This is a genomic window from Spirosoma sordidisoli (assembly GCF_004138325.1).
In the GTDB taxonomy this organism is placed as follows: Bacteria; Bacteroidota; Bacteroidia; order Cytophagales; family Spirosomataceae; genus Spirosoma; species Spirosoma sordidisoli.
On sequence record NZ_SBLB01000007.1, the window covers coordinates 270521 to 297159 of the forward strand.

18 protein-coding genes and 1 tRNA gene are annotated in these 26639 nt (G+C 55.0%); 10 read left to right on the forward strand and 9 right to left on the reverse strand.

Annotated elements, in window-relative coordinates; translation table 11 throughout:
- Positions 1 to 45: 45 nt before the first annotated feature.
- Both EQG79_RS23690 and EQG79_RS23695 read right to left on the reverse strand, forming a co-directional pair.
- Positions 46 to 3957 (reverse strand): Ig-like domain-containing protein, encoded by a 3912-nt coding sequence (locus tag EQG79_RS23690; RefSeq protein ID WP_129604757.1) that lies wholly within the window; start codon positions 3955 to 3957, stop codon positions 46 to 48.
- A 288-nt stretch (positions 3958 to 4245) separates the two neighbouring features.
- Positions 4246 to 7317, reverse strand: a complete 3072-nt coding sequence (locus EQG79_RS23695) for a glycoside hydrolase family 3 N-terminal domain-containing protein (RefSeq protein WP_129604762.1) — start codon at positions 7315 to 7317, stop codon at positions 4246 to 4248.
- A gap of 211 nt (positions 7318 to 7528) precedes the next feature.
- Here EQG79_RS23695 and EQG79_RS23700 point away from each other — a divergent pair, with 211 nt between their 5' ends.
- On the forward strand, positions 7529 to 8029 hold the full coding sequence (locus EQG79_RS23700) for a rhodanese-like domain-containing protein (RefSeq protein WP_129604767.1): 501 nt from the start codon (positions 7529 to 7531) through the stop codon (positions 8027 to 8029).
- Position 8030: 1 nt separating this feature from the next.
- On the opposite strand, the gene EQG79_RS23705 is transcribed toward EQG79_RS23700, so the two are convergent.
- Together EQG79_RS23705 and EQG79_RS23710 are read right to left on the reverse strand one after the other, a co-directional pair.
- A complete protein-coding gene (locus tag EQG79_RS23705) occupies positions 8031 to 8276 on the reverse strand; it encodes a hypothetical protein (RefSeq protein WP_077922156.1) in 246 nt (81 codons plus the stop codon).
- A gap of 143 nt (positions 8277 to 8419) precedes the next feature.
- Complete coding sequence (locus EQG79_RS23710) at positions 8420 to 9235, reverse strand: T9SS type A sorting domain-containing protein (protein WP_129604773.1); 816 nt, start codon at positions 9233 to 9235, stop codon at positions 8420 to 8422.
- A 175-nt stretch (positions 9236 to 9410) separates the two neighbouring features.
- Between EQG79_RS23710 and EQG79_RS23715 the strand changes: the two genes are divergently transcribed.
- From EQG79_RS23715 to EQG79_RS23730, 4 genes are all read left to right on the forward strand, one after another.
- Positions 9411 to 11342, forward strand: coding sequence for a sensor histidine kinase (locus EQG79_RS23715; RefSeq protein WP_077922154.1), 1932 nt, complete (start codon positions 9411 to 9413; stop codon positions 11340 to 11342).
- Between the two features lie 49 nt (positions 11343 to 11391).
- Positions 11392 to 12072, forward strand: coding sequence for a response regulator transcription factor (locus EQG79_RS23720; RefSeq protein ID WP_077922153.1), 681 nt, complete (start codon positions 11392 to 11394; stop codon positions 12070 to 12072).
- A gap of 68 nt (positions 12073 to 12140) precedes the next feature.
- Positions 12141 to 13121, forward strand: coding sequence for a porphobilinogen synthase (gene hemB / locus EQG79_RS23725; RefSeq protein WP_129604779.1), 981 nt, complete (start codon positions 12141 to 12143; stop codon positions 13119 to 13121).
- 109 nt (positions 13122 to 13230) lie between these two features.
- On the forward strand, positions 13231 to 13956 hold the full coding sequence (locus tag EQG79_RS23730) for an SGNH/GDSL hydrolase family protein (RefSeq protein WP_129604785.1): 726 nt from the start codon (positions 13231 to 13233) through the stop codon (positions 13954 to 13956).
- On the opposite strand, the gene EQG79_RS23735 is transcribed toward EQG79_RS23730, so the two are convergent.
- A complete protein-coding gene (locus tag EQG79_RS23735; RefSeq protein ID WP_129604791.1) occupies positions 13925 to 15148 on the reverse strand; it encodes an acyltransferase family protein in 1224 nt (407 codons plus the stop codon). The genes EQG79_RS23730 and EQG79_RS23735 overlap by 32 nt on opposite strands.
- Before the next feature lie 86 nt (positions 15149 to 15234).
- On the opposite strand from EQG79_RS23735, the gene EQG79_RS23740 reads away from it, so the two are divergent.
- Positions 15235 to 16572 carry a dihydroorotase gene (locus EQG79_RS23740; RefSeq protein WP_129604796.1) on the forward strand — a complete coding sequence of 446 codons (1338 nt, stop codon included), beginning with the start codon at positions 15235 to 15237 and terminating at the stop codon, positions 16570 to 16572.
- 82 nt (positions 16573 to 16654) lie between these two features.
- Positions 16655 to 16738: transfer RNA gene (locus tag EQG79_RS23745), tRNA-Leu, on the forward strand.
- A 274-nt stretch (positions 16739 to 17012) separates the two neighbouring features.
- Here the strand turns inward: EQG79_RS23745 and EQG79_RS31115 are convergent.
- Positions 17013 to 17174: a hypothetical protein gene (locus tag EQG79_RS31115; RefSeq protein ID WP_165358945.1), complete on the reverse strand. Its 162-nt coding sequence runs from the start codon at positions 17172 to 17174 to the stop codon at positions 17013 to 17015.
- Positions 17175 to 17306: 132 nt separating this feature from the next.
- Here EQG79_RS31115 and EQG79_RS23750 point away from each other — a divergent pair, with 132 nt between their 5' ends.
- Positions 17307 to 19160, forward strand: a complete 1854-nt coding sequence (locus EQG79_RS23750; protein ID WP_129604799.1) for a sialidase family protein — start codon at positions 17307 to 17309, stop codon at positions 19158 to 19160.
- Complete coding sequence (locus tag EQG79_RS23755) at positions 19157 to 20878, forward strand: GDSL-type esterase/lipase family protein (protein WP_129604802.1); 1722 nt, start codon at positions 19157 to 19159, stop codon at positions 20876 to 20878. Before EQG79_RS23750 ends, EQG79_RS23755 begins: the two co-directional genes overlap by 4 nt.
- Positions 20879 to 21028: 150 nt before the next feature.
- Here the strand turns inward: EQG79_RS23755 and EQG79_RS23760 are convergent, their stop codons facing one another.
- From EQG79_RS23760 to EQG79_RS23770, 3 genes are all read right to left on the reverse strand, one after another.
- Positions 21029 to 22183 (reverse strand): hypothetical protein, encoded by a 1155-nt coding sequence (locus tag EQG79_RS23760; RefSeq protein ID WP_129604804.1) that lies wholly within the window; start codon positions 22181 to 22183, stop codon positions 21029 to 21031.
- A gap of 331 nt (positions 22184 to 22514) precedes the next feature.
- On the reverse strand, positions 22515 to 23171 hold the full coding sequence (locus tag EQG79_RS23765; RefSeq protein WP_129604806.1) for an HAD family hydrolase: 657 nt from the start codon (positions 23169 to 23171) through the stop codon (positions 22515 to 22517).
- A 215-nt stretch (positions 23172 to 23386) separates the two neighbouring features.
- Positions 23387 to 25459 (reverse strand): hypothetical protein, encoded by a 2073-nt coding sequence (locus tag EQG79_RS23770; protein ID WP_129604809.1) that lies wholly within the window; start codon positions 25457 to 25459, stop codon positions 23387 to 23389.
- 105 nt (positions 25460 to 25564) lie between these two features.
- Here EQG79_RS23770 and EQG79_RS23775 point away from each other — a divergent pair, with 105 nt between their 5' ends.
- Positions 25565 to 26632, forward strand: a complete 1068-nt coding sequence (locus tag EQG79_RS23775) for a hypothetical protein (protein ID WP_129604811.1) — start codon at positions 25565 to 25567, stop codon at positions 26630 to 26632.
- Positions 26633 to 26639: the final 7 nt, after the last annotated feature.

A 26639-nucleotide genomic window follows, 5' to 3' on the forward strand; every position in this document is an offset into this window, starting at 1 on the left:
AAAGGGTTTCGGATCATCACGGACTGGTACCCGAAACCCTTTGGTTTATTGTTTGAGCAGTTTACGGACGGTTTGCCGATCGCCAACCTGAATCCGCAGGATGTACAAACCACTGGGCTGACTACTCATGTCGAGTTCGGTCCGGCGGGTGCGGGTGGTGGTTCGCAGAACGGGCCTGCCCCGCAGATCGGTGAGCGACAGAACGGCCGGATCGCGGGTGAGGGGCAGGTCCAGCTCTATGGTGAGCGTAGGGCCGGTCGGAACCGGGTAGGCTTTCACCAGCGGATCGAGCGGGTTATCGTCGAGAGCCAGCAGGGGCAGTACCGTAACCCGGGCCGTACCCGAAACGACACCGGCGCCACAATTGTTCGAGACGCTGGTTAGCCGGTAGGTGGTAGTTCGGGCCGGACGGGCCTCTACCACCAGTGGACTTATCGACGAGGTAGTCGAGTACGACCGGATACTGTCGGCATAAACGACCGACCAGGGGCCATCGCCCCCGAGGGTGAGCGTCAGGTTGGCCGGAACGCCTTCGTAGATGCTCTGGCTACCTGCCAGACTCCCCGATGCCAGAGCCCGGATGGTCAACGTCGATGGGCTGTTACTGCCGATGATACCTATCTCCGGATTAGTGGCCCGTACCCGAACCAGGTACTGCCCGCCCGCCAGGGTGGTTGGTATGGGAGCGGTTATGGGCGAGCCGGCCGTCGATGCGTTGAGCATTATCTTACGCGAGGTATCGGCTACGCTGACCAGTTCGGTCTGGAACACGTTGCCGCTGTTAAACGACCCGCCCGTAGTAAACGGAACCACGATGGATGTTCCGGCGCATAGCGTTGAACTGTTCAACGTACCGGTCTGGATGGTGGGTATTCGTACCGTAACGATGGCCGTAGCCGGATTGCCTGGCAGACCGGTTCCGCAGCCGTTGTTGACGTTGATGATCTGATAGGTCGTGTTGCCACGGGGCAATACCGATATGGTTGTGTCGGTCGTGAGCGAAGTGCCGGTAACGTTGTCGCTGAGGGTATAGCTATACGGTCCTGAACTCGTGAAGCGCAGCCGGATCTGAGCGCGCTGCCCCAGGTTAACGTTCGGTGTCAGCGTCGTCAGGGAGAGCGTCGGCACGGTGTTAACAACCACCCGAATTGTAGTCCGGGCGCTGGTACAGCCGTTGGCGCCAATCTGGTAAACGTAGAAAGGGTCGCCCTCGGGCACGATGTTGGTGTTCAGCGTAGGCGGAACCGGAGCCTCGGTCAGCGTCTGATCATAGGGGTTAATCCAGCGCAGGCTTCCGCCTACTTCGGCTGTGGCCTGTAGGGGCGTGGCTTTTTCGTTGACGCAGAACGTATACAGCGTTTTGGGAACAACGGGCAGCGGAGCCGTATTGACTGTAACGAGCAGGGTAGCGCGCGGACCTTCGCAGTTGTTGACGGTCTGGCTCACGTTGTAGGCCTGGGTGCCGGTGCGGTCGATGCTGGGGGTTGGGGCGTTGCCGAATGCATTGCCGTCGGTATTGTACCAGCGGAGATTCTGTCCGTTGGCCGTCAGTGGCTGTATGTTCTGCTGGGGCTGATCGCGCTGCGCCTGGCAGTAGGTGAGGTTGGTCACGCCTGGCTGCCCGGGCAGGGCGTTGATCGTTACGGTGAGCGTTGCTTTGGGTCCCTCACAGTTTTCGCCGTTCGTCTGCGACACCTTAAAGGTTTGTACCCCTACCGAACGGGTATCGGGCGTAGGAGCGCCACCCAGTGGATTGTCAGCTGTATCGAACCATTTCAGCCGCTCGCCCGAGGCCGTCAGCGGTTGAGCCGGTCCGTTATTACAGAAGGCAATCGGACTTACGCCCGGCTGGCCGGGTGTTGGCTTTACGCGTACGTTCAGGCTGGCTCGTGGCCCTTCGCAGCCCTCCAGCGTCTGACTTACGTAATACACTGTAGTGCCGACGTTGTTGCTGGTAATGGCCGGAGCCGAGGGTGATGCCGAACCACCAGTCTGGTTGGTACCATACCAGTTGGGCGACGCTCCGCTAACCAGACTGGCGGTCAGAGCTGGTGCTGACGAGTTCTGGCAGAACTCCAGCGAGCTGGTACCCGGTCGGTCGGGGGTGTCCTTGATCCGGATTTGTACCGAGGCCCGCTCGCTCTCGCAGCTGCTGACCGTCTGGGTCACGTAGTACGTCTGCGTACCAACCGCATTGCTGGCCGGAACGGTAGCCTGAGTAGAACCGGTGCCGCCGGTGGCGTTGGTGCCATACCAGCGCAGGCTTTGTCCGGTGGCCGACAGGGGGGGTACGGGTTGCCCTTCGCAGTAAGGCCCCGCTGCATCTACGGAAGGCGCAACCGGAATGGGGTTGGTCGTTACGGTGATTCCTATACGGCCTCCTTCGCAGCCGTTGAGGGTCTGGCTTACGTAGTAAATGACCGAGCCGGTTGTGGCAACAGAGGGAACGGGAGCGGTTGGCGAGGCCGTGCCGGTGGTCTGGTTAGTGCCATACCAGTTCGGCGTGGCGCCCGATGCCAGGGCCACAAACGTAGCCAGGTCAGGTGCTGTCCGGTTCAGACACGCACTGACCGGGCTTGTGACCCCTGGCTGAAGCGGACGTGGTTTAGTCAGTACCCGAATAGGTGCCCGCGGGCCTTCGCAGCCGTTCAGTGTCTGGCTTACGTAATAAGTGCTGGTGTTGGCTACGTTCGTTGACGGAATGGTAGCTACGCTGGTGCCCGTACCGCTGGTAGCATTAGTGCCGTACCAGTTCAGGGTGGCCCCGGAAACAGGCGTAGCTACCAGAGCCGCAACAGGCGTCTGGTTGAGGCAATAGTCGGGGGCTGCCGTGGTGGCGGGGGCATTGGGTGTGTCTTTCACCTCGACCGGAATAGCTAAACGGGTGCTTTCACAGTTATTCACTGTTTGCGTCACGTAATAGTTGGTGATCCCAATCTGGCTCGTGTTTACCGGGCTGGGCGTGTTGGACGGTGTACCGGCGGTGGCGTTGGTGCCATACCAGCGCAGGTTCTGACCTGTGGCCGACAAGGGCTGGGGCGTTGCTCCTTCGCAATAGGTAGCGGTGGTGGCGGTTGTGAGGGTAGGGGCTGCCGGATACGCATTGGTGGTAACGACCAGACCCGCCCGTGGCCCTTCGCAGCCATTCACGGTCTGGCTTACGTAATAGGTCTGGCTACCCACCGTCGATACCTGGGGGAGCTGGGTGGCGGTAGCTGTCCCGGCGGTCGCGTTGGTACCGTACCAGTTGAGCGTACCTCCCGGTGAAACTTGGGCCGATAGGGGGCTGGGCGTTTGACCCACGCAGTAGCTAACCGGGTTTGTCGCTGGGGCCGATGGTCTGCTCTTCACCGAAACAACAATGGCCGAGCGCTCGCTTTCGCAGCCGCCCACGACCTGACTTACATAATAGGTGGCCCCCGGCGCTACATTAGTTGCAACTGGTGCCGAAAGAGTGGGTGAACCGCTAACCGCGTTTGTACCATACCACCGCAAGGAGCCTCCTCCCGAGGGTGTGGCTGACAGCACCGGCGGTGTATCGCCCGAGCAGATGGGCGATGGGGTACTGACAGAAGGCGCTGATGGGCGCGCCCCTACCGTCAGCGTGCCCGCCCCTGTTGAGCCAATCCGAAACGGAGCGCTCGAAACGACCCGTATTTTATAACCCGAACCCACCGGCACACTGGCTGGAATCGAGGCATTGATGGTACCGCCGGTTGTAGTTGTGCCAACCGAAATGGAGCTCGAGAATGAACCGCTCGCGTCTGACAACTGGGCGGTAAACTGATTCGTGGCGCTGAAACTGCCCGTTGTCGTGAAGGTGACGGTTACGGTGCCCGCCGAGCAAAGGGTCGTTGAGGTAACGTTTGTGGTAATCGTTTGTGCCTGACCCGTAAACGAGACGCCAGCCAGACACACGCACAAAAGGAAATAACAGTAAAAAATGCGTCCTTTCATAAAAATGAATTCAAAGAAACTTTATTGACCTAAAGGTATTGGTTTATAGATTTATACTAGCCTCCAGCTCACAAAGGGTTACTTCCCGATGGGGCAAGGATTATGTGGAGAACTTTAGGTTAATGGGTTGATATGTAGCTGTTTATCTATATTTTCAGGTAGAAATAAACAGTTGAAATCATGCTATACGTCAGCAAGGATGGTGCCAGAAAGCTGACGGCCTGCTAGCCGGTAGCGTACGTATTTGCAGCTATTGAGAAGAGAGAAGAGAAAGCCCAGTCGTCCAGCTTATTGCTGTACTGCGCTGTAAATAACCTCATGAATTCGCCGGCGGAGTTTACTCGTATTGATGGAGTTGTTGCCGGCTGTGGGATAGATGCGGTTGGAGAGAAAAACGAAGATAAGCTCCTGATCGGGGTCGACCCAAACTACATTACCGGTGAAACCCGTATGGCCGAACGAGCGGGGCGAAGCCTGCGGAGCCATGTATACGCTGGTCGGGTTATCCGGGTTCGGTTTATCCCAGCCCAACGCCCGGAAGCTCCGGCTACTGAGTGTCTGGGTGAAAAAGGGTACTGTCATCGGATTCAGGATGCGCTGCTCGCCGTACTGGCCTTTCTGTAAATTCATCTGTAGCAGGGTCGCAATCTCGCGGGCGTTTCCAAACAGGCCGGCATGCCCCGACAAACCACCCTGTACGGCGGCCATTTGATCATGAACAGTTCCGACCAGGAGCTGATTCCGATAGTAGGAGTCCTGCTCGGTGGGGGCGCAACGCGGGTTTTTGAGCCGCTGCAACGGTGTGAAACCGAGCTGGTGCAGTCCCAGCGGTTTATACACGTTCTCGGTCACGAACTGATCCAGCGGCAATTTGCCAACGCGCTCTACTACTTTCTGAAGCATCAGAAAATTCAGGTCGCTGTAAACATAGGCTGGCAGGCCCGATCCGTCGAGCTTGCGCGACATCGGCGACTGAACCACCCATTTCCAGACCGAATCCCGCAGGGCCGGAACGCCCCAGAGCGTCGGGGCGATCTGAATGGTGTGCAGGCTGTCGGGCGTGGGGTTGTAGTAGTCGGCCTTCAGACCGCCGTTGGGGTTACGGGTACGATCCCAGGTAGTCGGATAGAAAGAAACCATGCCTGACTGGTGCCAGAGCAGATCCTGCAGGGTGATATTTTGTTTGTTAGTGCCCCGCAGTTCGGGCAGGTACAATGACGCTTTCTGGGCCAGGTCGATCTGTTTCCGGTCGTAGAGAACCATGACCGATTGCAGGGTAGCCAGTACTTTGGTCAGAGAGGCCAGGTCGTACAGGGTTTCATCGGTTACTTTTTCGGCGCCGGGCGAGTACGTCAGGGCGCCAAAATTCTTGCTGTAAACCACTTTTCCCTTACGGGCCACCAGCACCTGACAGCCCGGTACAACCCGATCCCGAACGCCAGACTGCGCAATGGCATCGATCCTGGCGAGTACCGCCGACTTCATGCCAACACTTTCCGGCGAACCCGCCGACAGGCGACCTTCCGGGTTGAGTACATGTCCCAGCCCAACTTTCAGATCGCCGGTCGAGATGGGGAGCATGCCGCGCGCCCCCAGCCCGCCGAAGAGGACCTGTGGTACAACCTGCTGCATGTCGTCGAGTTCCTGATAGGCGCAGACTACCGCGTCGGCCTCCGTAAACTGGGGCAGGCTGTAGGGTGAACCGAAGGCCGTAACCACCACTTTGAGGCCCCGTTGCTTCAGCCGGGCAATGAGGTCGGTCGAGGCTTTGGTAATGCCAAATTTGCGGCTGGCCGATTCGCTCATGCGGTGAAAACTCATCACAACCGTATTGGCATCGCCAAGCTGGGCCAGAATGTTGCTCACCTCCGTTTCCGATACGGGTTTGTCGCGAATGGCTATGGTCTGGAAGGGGGCATATTGGTTCAGCCGCTTCTGAAAAACATTGCCCGCGTCGGCCCCGATGGCAATCGACGCCAGCCGCAGGGTGTCGAGCCGGCCAAAAGGCAGCAACTCGTTTCTGTTCTGGGCAATCGTTACCGACTGTTCGCAGAGTTCCTGCTTCAGCAGTTCGGCCTCCGGGGCGTTCAGTTCAGCCGACAGGCCGCTCAGACTGATCGGTTTGTACTTGTTGAGGCCAACCCAGTATTTGGCGCGCAGGATCTTTTTAACTTTTTCGTCGATGAACTCCTGGGTGATGAGGCCCGTCTGTACGGCGTTCAGGATATGCAGCGTAGCTTCGCGTACGTTTTCGGGATACAGCAGAATGTCGTTACCCGCAATCAGGGCCCGAAGGTTCACGTCCATCGCCTTGGGCGACCGGCTGATACCACCCATGTTAAGGGCATCGGTAAACACAAGCCCGCGGAACCCCAGCTCTTTCTTGAGCAGTTCCGTCACAATTTTCTCCGACAGGGTTGCGGCCAGTGCCGGGGTGTTATCCATAACGGGTACGTGCAGATGACCCGTAACAACGCCCATCAGGCTATCGGCAATCAGTTTGCGGAACGGATACAGATCCACTTCGCGCATCTGCTCCGACGACCGGCTTACCGTAGGCAGGGTATGGTGCGAATCGGCGTTGGTATCGCCATGACCCGGAAAATGTTTGGCGGTGGCAATTACGTGCGTCTGCTGCAGGCCGCGCATGTAGGCCGACGCTTTCAGAGCTACGTTCTCTTTCGATTCGCCAAAGGACCGAACACCAATAACGGGATTGGCCGGATTGCTATTAATATCCGAAACCGGAGCAAAGTTGATATGAATACCCAGCCGCTGACACTGGCGACCGATTTCGGCGCCCATCCGGTAGATGACTTCGTTGTCGCGGATAGCGCCGAGGGCCATCTGCTTCGGAAATTCCATGGTGCTATCCAGCCGCATACCGAGACCCCACTCTCCATCGATGCCGATCAGGAGAGGGACTTTCGACAGAGCCTGATAGCGGTTGGTCAGCACAGCCTGGCGGTACGGGCCGCCCTGGAAAAAGATCAGCCCGCCAATGTGGTTGTTCTGGATCAGGTGATCGATGTATTGGTAGTGGTTTTCGTGGCGGTTCGAAAAGGTGGCCACCATGAAGAACTGACCTATTTTCTGCTCGGGTGTCAGCGTCTGAAAAACACTGTCGACCCAGCGCTGGCCACTATCGGGTAACGAAAAAACCTCGACTGGTTGAGCGGGCGCATAGGTACGAATGCGGATAGCCGGCGCAGCGGGTCGTGTACGAGTGACTTTGGCGTGAGAGGGGCGGGCCAGCCGATGCCAGACAGAGCGCCCCGGTTTGGTTAAGCCAAACGCAGTCAACAAACTGACAGACAGTAGACCGAGGATAAAGATCGGCCGTACGATGTTGTTACGCATGGATACACAATGGGTAAAATATGTACAGTCGGTTGTCGGTGGTTTTCGCGAAACCATAAAAGTAGCCAAAGACCGCCTAAAACCATAGCCAATGCCCGAATTGTCTAATCATTTAACGGAAAAAGGACAGCTTTCGATTTACTTCTATAGCGAAAGAAGGCATATCGGCACCGCACATAATGTGTGCCAGTGGTTTAGCTATCTTTACTTCATGAAACGAATCTGGATGGTATTGGGGGTCCTGCTGGGAAGCGCATTGCTTTGTTCGGCTCAGACAACGAGCCGCGCTTACAAGACTATGCTGGAAGCCATGTACAAGAAAACGGTACCGCTGGTCAGCGTTGAGGAGCTGAAAAAAATGAACAACGTAATACTGCTCGACACCCGGGCCAGAGCGGAGTACGACGTGAGTCATCTGCCCCACGCGCGCTGGGTAGGATACGATGATTTCGAGCTGAAGCGGGTGCAGGGAATTCCCAAAAATGCGAACGTGGTACTGTATTGCTCGGTGGGGTACCGGAGCGAGCGGGTCGGAGAGAAGTTGCTGGCGGCTGGCTACCAGCACGTACATAACCTGTACGGAAGCCTTTTTGAATGGGTGAACCAGGGTAACCCGGTTGTCGATAATCAGGGGAAGCCAACCCGGCGGGTGCATGCCTATTCGCGCCCCTGGGGTATCTGGCTGACTACGGGAGAAAAAGTATACGACTAGATCAGTACGTACGCGTTGGCCGCAGCCGGCTCAGGGTAACCAGTACCCGCCGACTCAGTTCAGCCTGCTCCACCGCCGACTGCCAGCAGGAATACGTTGCCGGTCTGGTTCTGGGCTTGGCAGCTGAGGCCGAGGTCTTGGCCCGCATCAGTTTACGGGCGGCAAACATGTTATGTGGATGCCCCATGCTCAGCGCTTCTCCACACAGGCCTATCAGTATGATTCCGACTAACAACAGGGTTTTCATGGCCGTTTCTCTAAGGACACTACAAAGATATAGGTTTAGATTGGTATCTTGCAATACATAGTACTAAATTTTTTCTCAAAAAGCGGTAATTTGGGGGTAGCTGCCCAACGGGTTTATTAAACGGTTGGGCAGCTACCGACCTGTTAGTCAACAACGATGCGTTTTACCGCGCCGTCTTCGTTCTGCGTTACCGTAATGAAGTAGGTGCCCTGGGGCTTTTTGCCCAGATCGATTTGTCCGACAAACTCGCCGGAGAAATCATTGAGTTCGCGACGCGCCACTTCTTTTCCTTTCGGATTTGTCACAATAATGGTTACGTTGCCTTTAGCCGGCGCCGTGAACCGTACATTGAGCTGATTCCGATCCGGATTGTTCGGATACGCGTCGAGACCGCGGATGGTGGAGGTTTTAGTGTTCAGGTTACGGGCCCAGTCTTCGAAAGGGCGGGCAAACTGCCGGTCGAAGTCGCGGGGAAACTGAAACCGGAACCGGTCCATACGATCGGCCAGCGAGTCGGCCCCCCGCCGAAGCTCAAACTCCCACTCCCGATTGCGGGGGCTGATGCCGGTGCGGGGTAGCCGGTCGCGCATGACCCAGGCGTCGCCGGGTTTGCCATCCGTACGATACCGCTCGCGGGTTACGATCCGGTCGCCCTCGCCGTCTTCAACGATGATGGTCATCTGGCGTTTGCCGCCGTCTTTCCGGGTTGCTTTGAGGGAGTCAACCAGTTTCATCACCAGTTTGTCGCGTTCGGGATCGGTCATGCCATCGATGCGGTAGGTGCGTTCGATCTCGCGTACTTCGTTGCCGTTGCGTTCAATGATGCGGACGTTTACGTCCCGGTCGACGGCTTTCTTATCCGATGATTCATTCTTTTGGGCGACGGCCACGCTACCCAGCGTACCCATCAGCAGTAGGACCGATGCGAACCGGTATCCGGCAAAAACTGTTTTTTTCATAGCAGTTTACAAGAATCAGACAAAGAAACGGTTAGGAACCTGACTGATAACCAGTCGGCTTGTTAAAGTTTGTTAAGGCGCCAGTTGGCGGCCCTTCGCTTCGTACTTTTACCAGGGCCACGTCTTTTTCTATAGATGAAGAAAGGCAGGTCAAGGTTGCATGAGCTAGTGAAAAATGTCCAAACAACGCATACAATGGATTGTTGCCCTGATGGCGGTGGGGTTGCTGGGTCTGGTTGGTTTGCAACTCTACTGGATCGGTAGTGCCCTTCGGCTGCAGCGGGAACAGTTTGCCTATAAAGTGACCGATGCGCTTCAGGAGGTGGTTCGAACCCTGGAACGGCAGGAGATTGTATACCATTACAAACAGCGCGTTCAGGCCCAGCAGCAGCAGGACCGCCTGATGGCCATTGCGCGCAAAGAAAAGAAAACGCCCGCCCCGGAAATCAGCCGGCCGCGGCCGCGCGCGGGGGCATCTGACCAGCTGGCCCAGCGGGGTCGCCCTGCCGAAGCACCCACTGCCGACCGGCCGGTTGTCGGGTTAAGTATGACCCCCGCCGGAGCCATGGTGGTTCAGTCTGACGTGCTCCACCCAACGGTACACCCGCTATCGGCCGAGCAGATGATGGTCGTTGAGGAGTTTTTTCGTCAGCAGGAGGTGCTGATGGCCGTTGGCGATTGGCAGACCCAGCTCCAGCAGCAGCAGCAGTTCGATCATTGGGTGGAGCGGGTGCTGGCCGATGAGCTGACCCAGATCAACAACTCCGTGCAGGCCACCCAGCGCGCCGACTCGCTGAAACGACTGGCGCGGCTACGCGCCAAACGGGCTCGTCAGGCCATACCCGAAGCCACGCGGGCTGGCCTGGCCGCTCGTCAGAAAGAAACCACCGCCGACAGCACGTCGAACCGCCGGCCCGTCAGCGCCAGTGCCGTAGCGTCGAACCGGACCGAAGCGCAGTCGCACATGATTAAAGACGTTCTGAAAGGGCTTCTGCTGTCAGACCGGCCCATCGAGGAGCGGGTGAACCGGCTGGCGCTCGATACCTTGCTGCGGCAGGCCCTGACCGAACGGGGTATCTCCATTCCGTTTGCCTACGGGGTGCGCACCCGGCAGCAGCCTGCTTTCCTGTTTACCTCGCTCAATACCGATGCGCACCAGTTCGAGAGTAACGGCTACAAGGCTGCGCTTTTTCCGAATAACCTGATCGAAACGGGTAACTACGTTTATGTACACTTTCCGACCCAGCAGCAGTTTATTCTGAGTCGGCTGGGGTTCACGTTTGCGGCTTCGGCCATCCTGATTCTGGTCATTCTGGCTTGCTTCTACATTGCTATCAGCACCATTGTGCGGCAGAAAAAACTGGCCGACATCAAAAATGACTTTATCAACAACATGACCCATGAGTTCAAAACGCCGATCTCGACCATATCGCTGGCCGTAGAGATGGCGCAGGAGGTAACCGCTCCGGGGCTTCAGTCGCGTACTGATACCGACGTTAGAACCCAGGAGCGCGAACGGCTCACCCGCTACATGGGCATTATCCGCGACGAAACCCGCCGGCTGGGGTCGCACGTGGAAAAGGTATTACAGATGGCCCTGCTCGACCGGGGTGAGATTCAGCTCAAACTCTCGTCGGTCAACGTACATACCGTCATCGAAAATGTGTTCAACAACATTGGGCTGCAGATCGAGCAGCGCGGGGGCGAGATCGAGATCGACTTCGAGGCCGACCGGGAAATTGTCGAAGCCGACGAAATTCACCTGACCAATATTCTGACCAATCTGGTCGATAACGCCATCAAGTACTCGCCCGAAGCGCCCCACATTACCATCAGGACGCGCAGTTTGCCCGATGCGCTGAGCATCGTTGTGGCCGATCAGGGCATTGGTATGACCAAAGAGCAGCTCAGTCGCATCTTCGAGAAGTTTTACCGGGTACCAACCGGCAACCGGCACGACGTTAAAGGATTCGGGCTGGGGCTGAGTTACGTTAAAAAGATGATCGACCAGCACAACGGTCAGATTCTGGTGGAGAGCCAGCCCGGTAAAGGCTCATCCTTTGAACTTATTATTCCGTATAAACTGAGCGAACGAACGAAAGAGTAAAGCCGGTTACCCGCCTGCCGCTCATCCCGCTTCTTTGCCCATCCCGCTTATGCCTACCATTTTACTCGTTGAAGACGATCCAAACCTGGGTCAGCTGGTGCAGGAATACCTGACCATGAAGGGGTATGACACCGACCGCGCCACTGACGGAAACCAGGGCCTGCAGCAGTTCATGGCCAAACCCTATGATCTGTGCATTTTCGATGTGATGATGCCCCGAAAAGATGGATTTACCCTGGCCAAGGAGGTGCGTATGTCGGAGCGTGACGTACCCATCATCTTTCTGACGGCCAAATCGATGCAGGAGGATACCATTCAGGGGTTCAAGGTCGGCGCCGATGATTACGTAACCAAGCCCTTCAGCATGGAAGAGCTGCTGCTGCGGATTCAGGCCATACTGCGCCGGTATCAGCGGTCGGCCGATGTGGCGGAGCCAACGGTTTACCAGATCGGCTCGTTCTCGTTCGATTATCCACATCAGCTCCTGATCCAGAACGGCACGTCCCAAAAGCTGACCAGCAAAGAATCGGAGTTATTAAAACTGCTCGCTCAGAACCTCAATCAGCCCGTTAGCCGTAGCTTTGCGCTGAAGATGGTCTGGGGCGACGACTCGTATTTCAACGCCCGCAGCATGGATGTGTACGTGACCAAACTACGGAAGTATCTGAAAGAAGACGCTGCCGTTCAGCTGGTGAATGTACACGGAGAAGGATTTAAATTAATTGTTTAGCGGTTCTCTGTATGCGGTTTCTGACACGTCAGACGGCGTAGACAGCCAGCAGCCGCCAACCAGAACCTATGAACTTGATCAGACGTCCCCGTCGGAATCGGCAGTCGGCCGTTATCCGCGATATGGTGCAGGAAACGCACCTGTCAGTCAACGATTTTATTTTCCCGCTCTTTGTGATGGAAGGGCAGAACATCCGCAGCGAAGTGGCGTCGATGCCCGGCATTTATCGGTACTCGCTGGACCTGCTGCTCGATGAGATCGGGCAGTGCGTTGACCTGGGTGTCCGGGCTTTCGATCTGTTCCCGAACCTGCCCGAAGCTAAAAAAGACAAGTACGCCACCGAGAGCTGCAACCCCGACGGGCTGTATCTACAAACCATCCGGGCCGTAAAAGACCGCTTCCCCGATGTCGTTGTCATGACCGACGTGGCCATGGACCCCTACAGCAGCGACGGCCACGATGGCGTTGTTGAGAACGGTAAGATCCTGAACGACCCGACTCTGGAAGTACTGGGTAAGATGGCGGTGGCGCAGGCGCAGGCTGGCGCCGATATTGTGGGGCCGTCAGACATGATGGATGGCCGGGTCGGCTACGTTCGTCAGATGCTCGACGTACACGGGTTCCAGGATGTGGCGATCATGTCCTACAGCGCTAAGTACGCCAGTGCGTTCTACGGCCCGTTTCGCGACGCGCTCGATTCGGCCCCTAAGTTTGGCGACAAGAAGACGTACCAGATGAACCCCGCTAACAGCCGCGAAGCGCTCATTGAAGCCGAACTGGATTTTGCCGAAGGAGCAGACTACCTGATGGTCAAGCCTGCGTTACCGTATCTTGATATAATTAAACTACTGAGCGATAATTATGAACTGCCGATCGCTGCTTATAACGTTAGTGGCGAGTATGCTATGATCAAAGCCGCTGCACAAAACGGGTGGCTTGACGGTCAGCGCGCTATGGCAGAAGCGTTGATGAGTATCAAGCGGGCCGGCGCTTCGGTTATTCTGACCTATTTTGCTAAAGAGATGGCTGAGCTGCTCAACGACCGATAGCGAAATAATACAAATTTTAATCGAAGTATAATGTTTATACGTTTGTAGAGTAGGTAGTTTTGTAGAGTTGTTGTGATCCTAGCTTTGCAACCTCTCGGCAAAACTACTTATGGTAAAAGTATACGCATTGGTATCAGTACTGTTTCTGTTGCTGGGCTGTGCTCAGTCGGATGAAGTAATTCCTGACAAAACGCCATTCACACCAGTTAAAGAAACAGAACAGTCTCCGCTGATCGTTATCCTGGGTTCATCGACCGCATCGGGCGTGGGGGCTTCTGACTATAAGCATGCCTGGGCGGGTTTATTCAGTGCTTACCTGAACAAAGGCAAAGTAATCAACCTTGCCAGAGGAGGCTATACAACCTATCACATCCTGCCCGATACCGACGCCCGCCCAACCAACCGGCCGCCCTCCGATACCGCGCGCAGCATCACCGCGGCTCTGAGAAGGCACCCCAGCGTACTGATCATCAGCATGACTACCAACGACGTTGCCAACGGGTACAGCGTGGATGAGATCATGAATAACCTGAGCGCCATTCGGTCGCAGGCCCTGGCCAATGGAGTAAAACGGGTTCTTATTACAACCAGCATGCCCCGCAGGCTAAACGCATGGGCTACGGCCCGATGGATTCAGCAGCGTGACCGAACGCTGGCTATCTATCCGTCAGAAGCCGTTAACTTCTTCGACCCGCTTGCCGACCCATCGGATGTCTTCAAAGATGAGCTGACCGTTGATGGTATTCACCCCAACGATAATGGGCATAAGGTGCTGTTCGACGAGATGGTGAAGGTGTTCGATCCTACGCCGGTTTACCAGCCCGTAGACCAATAAGCCACCGCCACCGGCTGGTTGCAATCGCTTTCACGAATAGCAGTGTAAGCGTGTAGATCAATAATCCACGCAATAGCGAAAGGATTACGAGCGTAAGGCCTGAATAGTCGGCTTGGTACGTGAACGCCCTCATCTGGGGAATAAGGTCTATTGCTCTCCCCAGCACGATCACAAAAAACATGTGATACAGGTAGATACCGAAGGATTCGGTACGCGGGTGCAGAAAGGGAAGTTTATGGAGGTAATTAACCCGGGTCAGCAGGAAAAATAAAGCGATAGCAAACAGCTGATTACTTAGGCGAAGGGAGTTGACCGGGTCGCCCGACTGGGCATTGAAAAGAATATAAATTTCGAGTAGAGCGAAACCGAATAAAGCAATCGTCAGGCCTGCCAGCGCTTTGGTTGATATATAAGCTCTACTCTTCATCACGGCATCTGTACTGCCAATTATATAGCCGAGCCATAAATAGAACAAGAAGCCAAACAGCGCATAGTTATGTCTGGCTGCGAGCCATCCGGTATACACATTTACAGCATATAACAGATTAACGGCAACCAGTATCCAGCCGAACCAGGCCCTGGCCAGATAAAGCCTGCATGCCAATAGAATAGCCAGCGAGAAAAAGTAGGTCGGGATGAACCAGTAGGGTGTATCGAGCAGAGATACTATCAGTTTATCGACAGCATACGACGAAAAATCGGCCAGTGAGCCAAACTCGCCTTTCGCAATATTGAACCCCAGTGATTTTAAATAATACAGACCAAATGCAATCAGGAAGGGGTACGCTATGGTCGTCAGACGGCGTCTGAAATAACTAATGGCAGACCCATCTTTCAATGTTTTTCCGATCAGGAACCCGGCTACAATAAAGAAATGCAGGGTGCCAAATCGCATACATTGCTCCAGGGTCAGGATGGCCGCTGCCTGGCCGTTTGTCATCAGGTTGGCCGTCGGAAACGCAAGTAACTGGTTTATGGGCGTAGAAGCGGGAGGAGCCGGGAACGTAAGACAATGCACCATCACTATAGAAAACATGGCAATCAGACGTACCCAGTTTATAAATGCATAGTCAGTTTTTAAAGGATTAGAGTCAATAGGATGTGTTTTAGTAGGTTGAGTCGTAGACAGCATAATGAGACTGGAAAAATGAACTGTTACCTTACTTTTGCTATACAGTACAGCATGATTCATTCTATCATATCTATGGACAACGTATGAATTTTCTGGCTAGTATGGTGTGCTTTAAGAAATGATTAAACATACGTAATGTTACTCAAATGGCAAGTATATTAATACTAAATGTACGTTTAGTAAATGAGTCTAACATCATTGATACTGACGTACTTATAGAAGATGGGCGGATTTCACAAATTTCGCCCCGCTTATCGGGGCGGGTGGCCGATCAGGTGATTGATGCGAAGGGGCAGTTTCTGCTACCTGGCGTCATTGATGACCAGGTTCATTTCCGCGAACCTGGTCTTACGCACAAGGCAACCATTGGGTCTGAAGCGCGGGCAGCTGTAGCCGGGGGAGTAACGTCGTTCATGGAAATGCCGAACACGGTTCCCAACGCGCTGACGCAGGAGTTGCTGGCCGATAAGTACGCCATCGCAGCCCGGACATCGCTGGCCAACTATTCGTTCTTCATGGGCGTGTCGAACCACAACCTGGACGAAGTGTTGCGTACCGATCCGCGTACCGTTTGCGGCATAAAAGTGTTTATGGGCTCATCGACCGGCGATATGCTGGTCGACGATTCGCATATTCTGAATGAGCTCTTTCGGCAGAGCCCTATGCTGATTGCTACCCATTGCGAAGACGAAGCCACCGTGCGCGCCAACACGGAACGGTATCGGGCCGAATACGGCGATCGGGCTACGGCCGAGCTGCACCCGCTCATCCGCGACGAAGAGGCCTGTCTAAGATCATCGTCGTTGGCCGTCGAGCTGGCCCAGCGTCACAATACCCGGCTCCACATTCTTCACATCTCTACCGCCGATGAACTCGCGCTATTCGACAATAGTGTTCCGCTGGTCGACAAGCGTATTACGTCCGAAGCCTGTGTGCATCATCTGTGGTTCGACAGTCGCGATTACGAGCGGTTGGGTAATCAGATCAAGTGCAATCCGGCTATCAAGGCGCCCCACCACAGAGAAGCTATTCTGGCCGCCCTGCTCGACGATCGGATCGACATCATCGCCACCGACCACGCGCCCCATACCTGGGATGAGAAAAGCCAGTCGTACTGGCAGGCACCGTCGGGCTTACCGCTGGTGCAGCACCCGCTGCTGATGATGCTTGAGTTTGCGCGGCAGGGCAAAATGCCGATCGAGACGGTGGTCCGGAAAATGTGCCACGCGCCGGCCGACTGTTTTCAGATTGCCGAACGGGGCTATGTGCGCGAAGGGTACTGGGCCGATCTGGTATTAGTCGATATGAATCAGCCGTTTACGGTATCGAAAGAGAACCTGCTCTATCAGTGTGGCTGGTCTCCGCTCGAAGGCGAGACCTTTGGTGCCTCGGTCACGCACACGATTGTATCGGGCGAGCTGGTATACCAGCATGGTCAGTTTGTGTCGGATCAGCCTGGCCAGCGCATGCTTTTTAACCGATAGAGGAGAAATTTTTTCAAAAAACACTTGCGTGATCCATTTCGGCGGCCGTATCTTTGCAGTCCCAACACGGGAAAGTGAATCTGCCGAAGTGGTGAAATTGGTAGACACGCACGTTTCAGGGGCGTGTGTCTTTACGGACATGCGAGTTCGAGTCTCGCCTTCGGCACATTGCAACCGCCTGTAAGTTAACTACTTACAGGCGGTTTTTTTTGATAAAGTTAAGTCTAGTGCGTTAACGAAATAGAGTATAACCTATTGATGTAAAGATGGTTATGAATAGAAATAACTTTGCGGAATAGTTATCTTATGAGATTACGGGAGGTGTCAAGGTTCGAAGAGTCGCTGGGTTTGTAGTTTGGTAATAATAATGAACTGTGGCAGATGAAGAAATCCATAGGCCAGGCCCCTGGTACGAATAGAGCGTGAAAGCCAAGAACCCATTAGACCCATTTCTGACGACCGGCTTTAATAAAAAGGTACTCCTTCTCAACAACGACACCAGACACGCCATCGACTTTACGATTAAAGTCAATATCTTGGACAACAACACCTGGACTATCTACAAAACCACTGCCGTGGGTGCCAAAGGCTACAACCACCATGAGCTTTTCGATAGATTTCTGGCCCTCTGGGTACAGGTCTCATCCAATAAGCCAGCCAGGAAAGTGTAGATATTCCTGATTTATAATTAGGGGTAAAGCCGTATGTTGAATCGCAGTTTTGTTGTGATGAACATGACGAAGTTCGTTTTTGCGGGACTCTTTTTGTCTTCGCTGGCCAACGCCCAGACCGCGCCCAAAGCGGGTACGGCAGCCATGCCCTTGCAGTACGTCGGCGAGCCTAAATTTGTGGATCACCGGCAGATGGACGGGCAGCTCCGCCCCATTCCCGGTACCCAGAACCGCCAGATCCTGCGCGCCAACCGCTCGCATCCACCCGAAACCAACCGGGCGGGCAACACCTACAACCACGCCCCGATGCTGGCCCATTGGAACGGCAAATTCTACGTGCAATACCTGGCCCATGAATACCAGGAAAACGGCACGCCGACCGAGACGTACCTGATGAGTTCGGCAGATGGGAAAACCTGGTCGGCACCGTCTTGCACCTTCCCGGCCATTGAGGTGCAGCCGGGGCAGTTCACGATTGCCCACCAGCGGATGGGTTTTTATGTGGCCACCGACGGTCGACTGCTCACCCTGTCGTTTTATGGCCTGCCCGACAACCCCAACAACGGACAGGGCATTGGCCGGGCCGTTCGTGAAATTTATAAAGACGGTCGGTTGGGGCCGATTTATTTCATCCGCTACAACGCCAACAGCAAAATTCCGCAACCGGCCCGTGCCAACTGGTTTCCGTTTTATAAAACCGCCCCCGATACCGGATTCATTACTGCCTGCGACGAACTGCTCAACAACAAGCTGATGACCCAGCAATGGTGGGAAGAAGACCGCAGCGACGACGGGTTTTATGCGCTGGCGGGAAACGACGAGTTTTCGGCCAAAGGATTCTGCTTTTTTCACCGGAAAGATGGCAAAGTCGTAGGCCTCTGGAAAGAAGCCTGGGCGGCCCTGAGCGACGATGAAGGCAAAACCTGGTCGAAACCCGTAGTGATCAGCTCGAAGCCCGAAGGGACTGCCAAAGAATGGGGGCAGCGGCTCGATAATGGCCGGTATGCGCTGGTGTACAACCCGTCGGGAACGGACGAGCGGCTTCCGCTGGCCATACTCACCAGTGACGATGGCATCACCTTTACCAACCTGCGGGTGGTTCACGGCGACATTCCGCCCCTGCGGTTCGCAGGCCGATTCAAAGATATTGGCGCTCAATATGTTCGGGGTATTGCCGAGGGCAACGGTAACCCGCCCGGCGATGATCTCTGGGTGGTGTACTCGGTGAATAAAGAAGACCTCTGGATCAGTAAAATTCCGCCCGAAGACCAGGTTAAACTCGTTGAAAAAGCCACTTATTCGTTTGATGACCAGCCGGTGGGGTCGGAGCCGGTGGGCTGGAATACGTATCAGCCGTATTGGGGCACTGTCAGCGTGGACGAAGAAAAAGGAAACCGGTTTCTGCTGCTTCAGGACGAAGAACCCTACGATTATGCCAAAGCCATTCGCGTGTTCCCGGAGACCCAAAAGCTGACCGTTCAGTTCACCCTGCTCGATTACCAGAACGGGCATCTGGAGGTAGATATTACCGATGGGGCTGGGCGCCGACCGGTGCGGATTTACGACCACATTGCCTGGAATTACCTGCTGGCCAACCACGGGCGGGGCATGCCGTACCTTCGGCGGCTCGATGCCCAAAAGGATCATACGGTCAGGCTGGATGTCGATGTTGCCAGCCAGACCTACTCGCTGACGCTGAACGACGAGGTGATTCTGAAGAAAGTCCCCTTTTTTGAACCGGTATCGTCGGTCGAGCGACTTGAGTTTCGTACCGGGCCGTATCGCCTGACCAACGCGTACTCGTCGGATACGCTGGCCCCCAAAGACGCGGGACTGCCCGGCGCCGACGAAAAACAGGCACGCGGCAACCGCTACAAAATCGATTCGGTGATCATCGACACCGCCCCCGTAAAATGATGTGGCAACGTACCTGGTTTATCGGTGTATGGGTCATCCAACTGGCTGTTTGTCAGGCACAACCGATTATCCGAATCGTGCCGATGGGCAACTCCATTACGCAGGGCGCAGGCGCACCCGGCGGGTACCGGAAACCCCTGCACGAGTTGCTCATCAAAGCGGGTTATGCCGTTGATTTTCGGGGACGGTTCACCACCAACAGCGACCGGCTGACCGACCCGGAGCACGAAGGCCGGTCGGGCTGGCAGATTACCGCAACGGCCTTTACCGACGGGGTTGCGCTCGACGGACAAACCCGCAGCGGCCTGCTCGATGATTTGCCGACCGCGCTGGATAGCAGCCTGCCGCCCAGCCCCACGCCCACCGTAGATGTGATTTTGCTCGAAATTGGCACCAACGACCTGCAACACCGGGTGGCTCCGCAGGGCGACTCGACCCGGATTGTGCCGCACGCGATCAGCCGCCTGACGACCCTGATTGGGGACATTCACCAACGGCGACCAACGGCTCAGGTGTTGCTGAGTACCCTCACGCCCATGACAACCCAATGGCGGGGAATCAGCGCGGCCACGGCCAGTCGGGTGCCGGTCTTCAACCGCCTGTTGCCCGCTCTGGTCCAGGTACTTCGTCAGGAAGGCGTACCGATTCGGTTGGTCGATCAGTACGCTAACTTCATAGCCGCCAATGGTACCGCCCAACACCTCATCGACGGTCTTCATCCTGATTCGACGGGCTACCGGCTCATGGCCAACACCTGGCTGGCTGGTATTCAGCAGGTGGTTGCGCCAGTAACGGCACCAGCAAAGGAATCCCCGTTCTGGTCGGTCCCGTTTCGGCAGGTACGTATTCCGTCCCGGCTGGATGGAGCGGTGCAGCCCGCTTTTTTCTACGCCAGTCAGCAGCCCCGCCCGCAGCCGCTGGTGGTGAGCCTGCATACCTGGAGTGGTGACTACAGGCAGGTTGATTCGCTGGCTCTGCTGGCCCGTAGGCGCGACTGGAATTATATTCACCCCAATTTTCGGGGGCCAAACCGAACGACCAACGCCTGTTGCAGCCAGTATGCGCTCCAGGATATGGAAGACGCCATCGATTACGCTATTGCCAACGGCAACGTTGATACGAGTCAGATTCACGTCATCGGGGTGAGTGGGGGCGGCTATGCTACGCTTTGTCTGTACATGAAAACCAGACGGGCCATCAACAGCTTTTCGGCCTGGGTGCCCATTACGAATCTCGTCGACTGGTATTACGAAACCATGTCGCGCGATCCAAAACACACGCAGGATATTCTGGATTGTGTGGGGCAGACGGGGAACAGCCTGAACGTACCCGAAGCCCAAAGCCGGTCGCCTTACTTCATGAAAACGCCCGTTGCCCGCCGTCGGCATAGTCGGTTGCACCTGTTTGCGGGCGTACACGACGGGTACACCGGGGCCGTGCCCATCACCCAGACGATCCTGTTTTTCAACAAACTGGTGAGCGATTTTACGGGATCGGCCAACCATCCTCAGCAAGTCGATGCCGCCACCATTCAGGCGTTGCTGACCCGGCGGGGCCACGACCGGCGAACCGGCGAAAAGCTGGCCAATGGTCGGGCGGTAATCCTGAAGCGATCCCTGCCAGCCGCCGACCTGCTCATTTTCGAGGGTACGCACGAGATGTTGCTCAACGAAGCCTGGAACGTGCTGACTAGACAGGCTCAGGTACGTTCGCGCTGAATACGATATGGGCAGCCCCTGGCGCCGTATTAAATCGACCCAGGCAACGATGCTTTTTGAAGCTGGCTACCAACTGCTGCTGCAGGCCGGCCCGACTGTGTTTTACAGGCGGAGCCAGCACACCAAACTATTGTTCAATGACAGTGCCTTTTAATCCGCTGCATACTGCCAGAAGTCCTTCAGCGGTTTTACGTAGATTCCACCATTCGATGTCGTAAGATACACCTTGCCCTCATATTGAGCCAGCCCCGTAATTGTACCTCTGAATTCAGGAACCCCGGTCAGCCGGAGTGTTTTGACTTGATTTGACTCAACGTCATATTCTTGTAATCTCTGATGGAGATAAACTGTAACCAATCGATTGTCGATCTGATGAAAAGACGAGAAGGTAGCTCCATACAAATTAGCATTCGTTAACTCATACAGACTTGACCAGCTTTGACCTTTGTCGGTTGATTTATATAGTCTTAACGGACTGTTCAGAGGGCCACCGACCGCATAGAGCGCATTGTTGAACAGAAACACGTTTTGTACACCTACTCTTGGCAAGACTGTTTTCAGTTGGCCAGTTGGACCAATTCGTTGCAACTCGCCCATGAGTGTACTGGCAATTAGATTGTCTCCCACATAGTTTCGAGCTGCTTCGACAAAAAGCAGATCCTCAAACGCATATAGGCCCCAGAACATGGGTACAAATGTTGAGTCACTTAACACAATCGGGTGGCCAATTTTACCATCTGGCGAGTTACGAACAGCTCTTCCGTTATCGTCTAATTGCAGGCAGTATAGATATCTAGGTGCTGTCACTGCGTCGAGTTCCACTACGAGTAAACCAGACGAGTTAATGGTAATGGAGGACCGCCGTGAAAAAGCTACGCGACCATTTGGGGTTACGGGAAGGTTAAAGTCGGCCAATCTAATCGTAAATGGTGGCTGATTGGGTTGTCGGTAGGGAAATGCCTGAATGGTATTCTCTGAAGTAATCGCATAAGCGACACCTTGGTAGAAGGTAGGCCGAATACTGCTCCAATAGTCATTGAAAAGTGAATAAATGTAGTGAGTAGGTTGTGGGTTATTTTTTCGAAGCAATGTGAATCCGTTCTGCTTCATCAAAATAAGTCCCGCACTATCAGCGTATACGCCTAGCGCTGTTCGATCTGATGAGCCAAACAGGGAGTCCACATTTTGCCAGTTAATTACAGCAGGCGCTTTGATAATCGGCACTAAATTGTCAGAAGAGGCCTGTTTACAGCTGATATGCCCCACAAAGAGCAACACCAGCCAGCTATATATTGCTGGTTTCATAAGGCTTATTAGTAGGAAGGTAAGCTTATATTCAAATCTATTTCTTTGAAAGAAAGGTAAATAAGTAAAATTACTTATCAAATAAACTGGTTTCGTTCACAAGTTAACTACAACTTTAAGTGACACAATTCTGGTCGTTCAAAACAGAATGTAGTGCCCAGCATACAAATAGAGAACCATACCAGAAATGGCACTGTTTGCAGAAGCGTTCTATAAAGAGGAATTACAGTGCTCGTCTAAAGGTAGAAAGGGGCTACTTCGATGGATGAGCAACCTTCTTTTAAAAAAGTTAAACAGCACTTTAGTCGAACTACGATCAGGCCCTATTCATTTACCGAACAGCGCTACGTACCCATTGATCAAACGCGTCAGTGGAAATAAAGAGTTGGTCCGGTTGTAAAGCCCTTAACTCCTCAACGTTGGTGGTTTCGGCCCAGGCCGCGCTAACAACGGAGATGCCAGCCTGTCTTGACGCGAGAATGTCGCTGGGGGCGTCGCCTACGTACCAGACCTGCCCGGTGTTTATATCAGGCCATTGAGACAGGATCGACCGGATACCATCCACTTTTCGGGGGCCGTGAATCCAACCCGTTTCGATAAAGTCGAAATAATGGCTGAGCTTGAAGTAACGCAACGAAATAGCTGTGCTTTGAGGGCCTTTGCCAGTGACCAGACCTAACCGAATTCCTTCGTTTCTGAGATGCTGAAGCAGTTCTGGTATTCCCGCAAACGGTGTTGGGCACAGTGCGTGCAGTTGCTCGTACTGCGTGATATAACTGGCGACTCCTTCCTGGTAGTGCGTTGGTACCAACGCCTGAATGGTTCCCTCTTCAGAAGGACCGAACGTGGCTATAATTTCCTGATCGGTGAGTACCCGATTAGCCAGCGGCTCAACGGCTCGGCGGAAGGCCTGAATACACAAGGGAAGCGTATTGGCCAGAGTGCCGTCCAAATCAAATACTAAGGCCTTGATGGGGTTTTTATGCATCTCAACGCAGTTTATTCAGTCAATCGAGGATTGAAAACGGTCCTTTCTGTCATCTCAATGAAGGAGGGATCTTTCCAAGCCGGACGTGATGTCAGCCTCACCCGAAGATCCCTCCTTCGGATGATAAAAAAAGAACATAATGGTTTGATTAGTAGTGGTTTACTTTAGTGGTCGTTGCAGCTCAGAGTATCGTTTGGCATTGTTTCCTGAACATACTACGCTTGGCCGGGGGGCAGAGACTGGCTCTGTAGCTGGGATACCCACTGGCAGAATAGCTGCCATTTGGCCATCGGCATGTCCCGGCTCGACGGCATGTAGGTGGCCGACGACCAGTTGGCGGGGTCCATCCGTTGCCAGATGAACGGCCATCCCCGGCTGAAATACGCTTCTGTGAACGGAGTAATCAGCGACGCCTTGGGAAACACCAGATCATAGGCCATCAGGAGTTCCTGATACAGAAAATCGAACGGGATGGGTTGGGGATAGTCCGGATGGGCAGGGTTGAGGTAGGGGCCGTAATCGGGCGCGGGCAATATCCGCAGGCTAACGAAGAAACCCGTTCTGATCAGGTCGGCCAAGAGGTTGTCGGAAACCGTAGCCGATGCCCCCGGATAGAACACATACATACAGTTAGCCGCCTGATCGGTAGGGAAGACGAGCGCCTGGCCATTCTGAAAATGGCTGGTTTTCAGAAACTGACTAACGGCCGCCGACGAACCGGATTGAGTGATGGTAAGCGCCATGATGGTCATGGGCACGGGTTCGGTCAGGGGCTGGCCGCGTCGGTAAACACTGACCCGGCAGGGCTCCTGCCCGGGGCCGTAGCTTCTGTACCCCCGGCTGGCATCCTGCCCCTGATCGGTATACAGACCCGACTCGTCGGCAATAGCCATGTACTCGTTTTCGAGCAGGTAGGTCGGCGGGTCGTCCGGATCGGGCCGGGCTGATCGGGCACGTATGGCTAGTAAGCCCTTGTCAACGTCTGCTTCGGTCAGCGCCAGCGACGGATCTATGACGATATCAAGAACCCCACCCGTTTGCAGCAGTCGTTCCCGGCTCAGGTGGTGAGTGTCTATCTGAAAGGTACCGAGGGTTACGTCGGCCCGGCCAGGTCGGATAAGGTCCAGCGAGAGGGCACCCAGCGGGTAAGTTTCGTACCGGAGCGGCTGTTGACTGAGTTGCGTTTCGGGAATGCTGCCCAGCAAGTCCAGGCGTACCCGGCCTTTGGCATGATCGACCCGGCAGACTACGGATGAAAGGGTTTTATCGGACAAATAAGGCTTGTCGGGTACTAGTATCCGGCCCATCGTCATCGACTTCAGCTCGCCTTCGTACCAGGGCGTGAGGCTCCCCGAAACAGTGGCCGTGGCCGGATTGGCTTTGGTACCCAGCGCCGAATAATCGGGGTGTTGGTTTTCCTGAACCTCGAACAGATTATAACGGATCAGCACCCCCGCCAGCGGCTCCTGCCGGTGATTGTATTCCTGAAACAGACGCATGAGTGGTGACGCCGGCCCACCATCTAGTTCCTTTAGGGGCAGGGCCATGAAAAAGGTACCCGAGCTGCTGAAGACCCCCGCCTGATTGACGATTCTGTGCAGATTCAAATGCCGCAGGGAGCCTTTGTAAGGTCTGCCTGACAACAACACGCTGTCCGGCTGCCGAACCCGGATCGAGTCGCAGAAGACCTGGCTGAACATGGCCAGGCTGGGCAATACGTCGATCATGACGGCCGTAGTCTGGCCGGCGTCGTTATCGAAGCTGATAACCGCATCCAGTAGCCGGGCGATGGTGGACGGACAGGTGGCCGACTCGGGTGTAAACAACTGCTCATCGGTTGTTGCTACGCTTCTTATCCGTACGTCGCGGAAGCCGAACTCCATGCCGCCGTAATAATTCCAGCCAGCTGGCAAATGGCCGCGGAGGGGTTTGCCCGTCCGTTTAATCGTAACCAGCTCGTATAGCGCGTGGTAAGCGGTGTCGAGCGGGGAGCTGCCCAGGGGCGTTGTGGCCCAGTCGGTGAATGTCTGGCGGGTGTTGATCGGCTCCAGGTCGATATACCGCTGATTGCCGTCTTCCCGGATGACCTGACCCGGCGGAACAGGCAAACCGCCCAGTTTATGGAGCGCGAGCAGATCGGTAGACAGGTAGATACGAGGGGGGAGAAAGGCCCTGATCTGAATGGGATCGTAGGTTACCAGCGGCAGCAGTATGTTGTTATTGGCCGTGCCGGGGTTAATGAAAGCCTGGCCCGAGAAGTTGACGCGCGGAAAATCAAACTGACTCATATCGACTCAAAAGATTACAAGCATTACGGTTATATTTATCGGCTGCCGCCACTGGCCTGCCAAAGCCCTGTTGCGGCCAGCTTCCGGCCTTATCCACGACCTGCCATGCAAGCAGACTTAGCCGACTACATCGACGTACTGACCCCCTGGCTGTCGACAGACCTGATTTCGGACGACTACCTGAGCCGCATCCGACAGATTGGCCGACGGCTACCGGCTTTATCGTTCGGTTGCTTCGAGTGCTGGCTTGGTCAGGATCAGATGCGGGTCGACCTGAACCTGGCCATTACGGGTAAGGTAAACGAGCACCAGGTGGTCATAGACTGGCTGGCCGCAACTTCGGACGCCGACGATGCCGGGCATCAGGCTGTTCTGGATAAGATACGATCTATTTGTGGTCTTTGGGGCGATAGCCGGTTTATTCTCCATCCGCATATTAAAGTAATCTGGCTGGTCTATGATATTACTGATCCGTTGCGCAGAGCGCCTGCCCCGTGGCTGTACATACATTTCAGAAGAAACCGACTGAGCGACGATGCGCTGGTACGACCCGAACTGGTTCTTCAGACCGTTACGCTCCTAAACGATCAGTACCCTCGGGAGCGGTTTCGGCCGTTTTTCGAGTCGATTGCGCCTGCTGTACAGATCTGTTCCATCGGCGCGCCAACCAGCCGCGACAAACAGGCACTGCGGGTGTATCTGATGATGCAATCGTTTTCGGACCTGCTACAACTCCTCATCGATCACCACTGGCCCGGGAACCTGGCTGAGTTTAGCCGGGTGATGAGTCCGTACGCAGACCGTAGCGATTTCTTTGGTCTTTCCATTGATATCAGACCTGAGCTTCAGCCCAGAATCGGTATAGAGTGCTGGTTTGCTGAAGATCAGGCGCAGGAGAAGCTGGCTGACTTCACGCGGCAGCTGGTGGCTGACAAGCTGTGCTCAACTCAGAAACGGGATGCGCTGCTCGGCTGGAACGGTCAGTTTGAGGTCCAGTCAAGCCCAGGCCTTTGGTCGTGGTATGACCCGGAAGCGGACGCCCCGCGGCATGATCCGAAGCCGACCGTTATCAGACGAATGGCGCAGTACGTAAAGCTGACCTATCAGCCGGGCAAACCCCTGCTGGCGAAAGGCTACCTTTACTTCGATCGCTCGGTCAGACGGCCTGACTAGCAGGGAA

Coding starts and splice junctions, on each gene's coding strand:
- EQG79_RS23750 (WP_129604799.1), top strand. CDS start 17,307: ATGACGAAGTTCGTTTTTGCGGGACTCTTTTTGTCTTCGCTGGCCAAC.
- EQG79_RS23735 (WP_129604791.1), bottom strand. CDS start 15,148: ATGAATCATGCTGTACTGTATAGCAAAAGTAAGGTAACAGTTCATTTT.
- EQG79_RS23730 (WP_129604785.1), top strand. CDS start 13,231: ATGGTAAAAGTATACGCATTGGTATCAGTACTGTTTCTGTTGCTGGGC.
- EQG79_RS23690 (WP_129604757.1), bottom strand. CDS start 3,957: ATGAAAGGACGCATTTTTTACTGTTATTTCCTTTTGTGCGTGTGTCTG.
- hemB (WP_129604779.1), top strand. CDS start 12,141: ATGAACTTGATCAGACGTCCCCGTCGGAATCGGCAGTCGGCCGTTATC.
- EQG79_RS23710 (WP_129604773.1), bottom strand. CDS start 9,235: ATGAAAAAAACAGTTTTTGCCGGATACCGGTTCGCATCGGTCCTACTG.
- EQG79_RS31115 (WP_165358945.1), bottom strand. CDS start 17,174: ATGGTGGTTGTAGCCTTTGGCACCCACGGCAGTGGTTTTGTAGATAGT.
- EQG79_RS23705 (WP_077922156.1), bottom strand. CDS start 8,276: ATGAAAACCCTGTTGTTAGTCGGAATCATACTGATAGGCCTGTGTGGA.
- EQG79_RS23740 (WP_129604796.1), top strand. CDS start 15,235: ATGGCAAGTATATTAATACTAAATGTACGTTTAGTAAATGAGTCTAAC.
- EQG79_RS23775 (WP_129604811.1), top strand. CDS start 25,565: ATGCAAGCAGACTTAGCCGACTACATCGACGTACTGACCCCCTGGCTG.
- EQG79_RS23760 (WP_129604804.1), bottom strand. CDS start 22,183: ATGAAACCAGCAATATATAGCTGGCTGGTGTTGCTCTTTGTGGGGCAT.
- EQG79_RS23770 (WP_129604809.1), bottom strand. CDS start 25,459: ATGAGTCAGTTTGATTTTCCGCGCGTCAACTTCTCGGGCCAGGCTTTC.
- EQG79_RS23755 (WP_129604802.1), top strand. CDS start 19,157: ATGATGTGGCAACGTACCTGGTTTATCGGTGTATGGGTCATCCAACTG.
- EQG79_RS23695 (WP_129604762.1), bottom strand. CDS start 7,317: ATGCGTAACAACATCGTACGGCCGATCTTTATCCTCGGTCTACTGTCT.
- EQG79_RS23700 (WP_129604767.1), top strand. CDS start 7,529: ATGAAACGAATCTGGATGGTATTGGGGGTCCTGCTGGGAAGCGCATTG.
- EQG79_RS23715 (WP_077922154.1), top strand. CDS start 9,411: ATGTCCAAACAACGCATACAATGGATTGTTGCCCTGATGGCGGTGGGG.
- EQG79_RS23720 (WP_077922153.1), top strand. CDS start 11,392: ATGCCTACCATTTTACTCGTTGAAGACGATCCAAACCTGGGTCAGCTG.
- EQG79_RS23765 (WP_129604806.1), bottom strand. CDS start 23,171: ATGCATAAAAACCCCATCAAGGCCTTAGTATTTGATTTGGACGGCACT.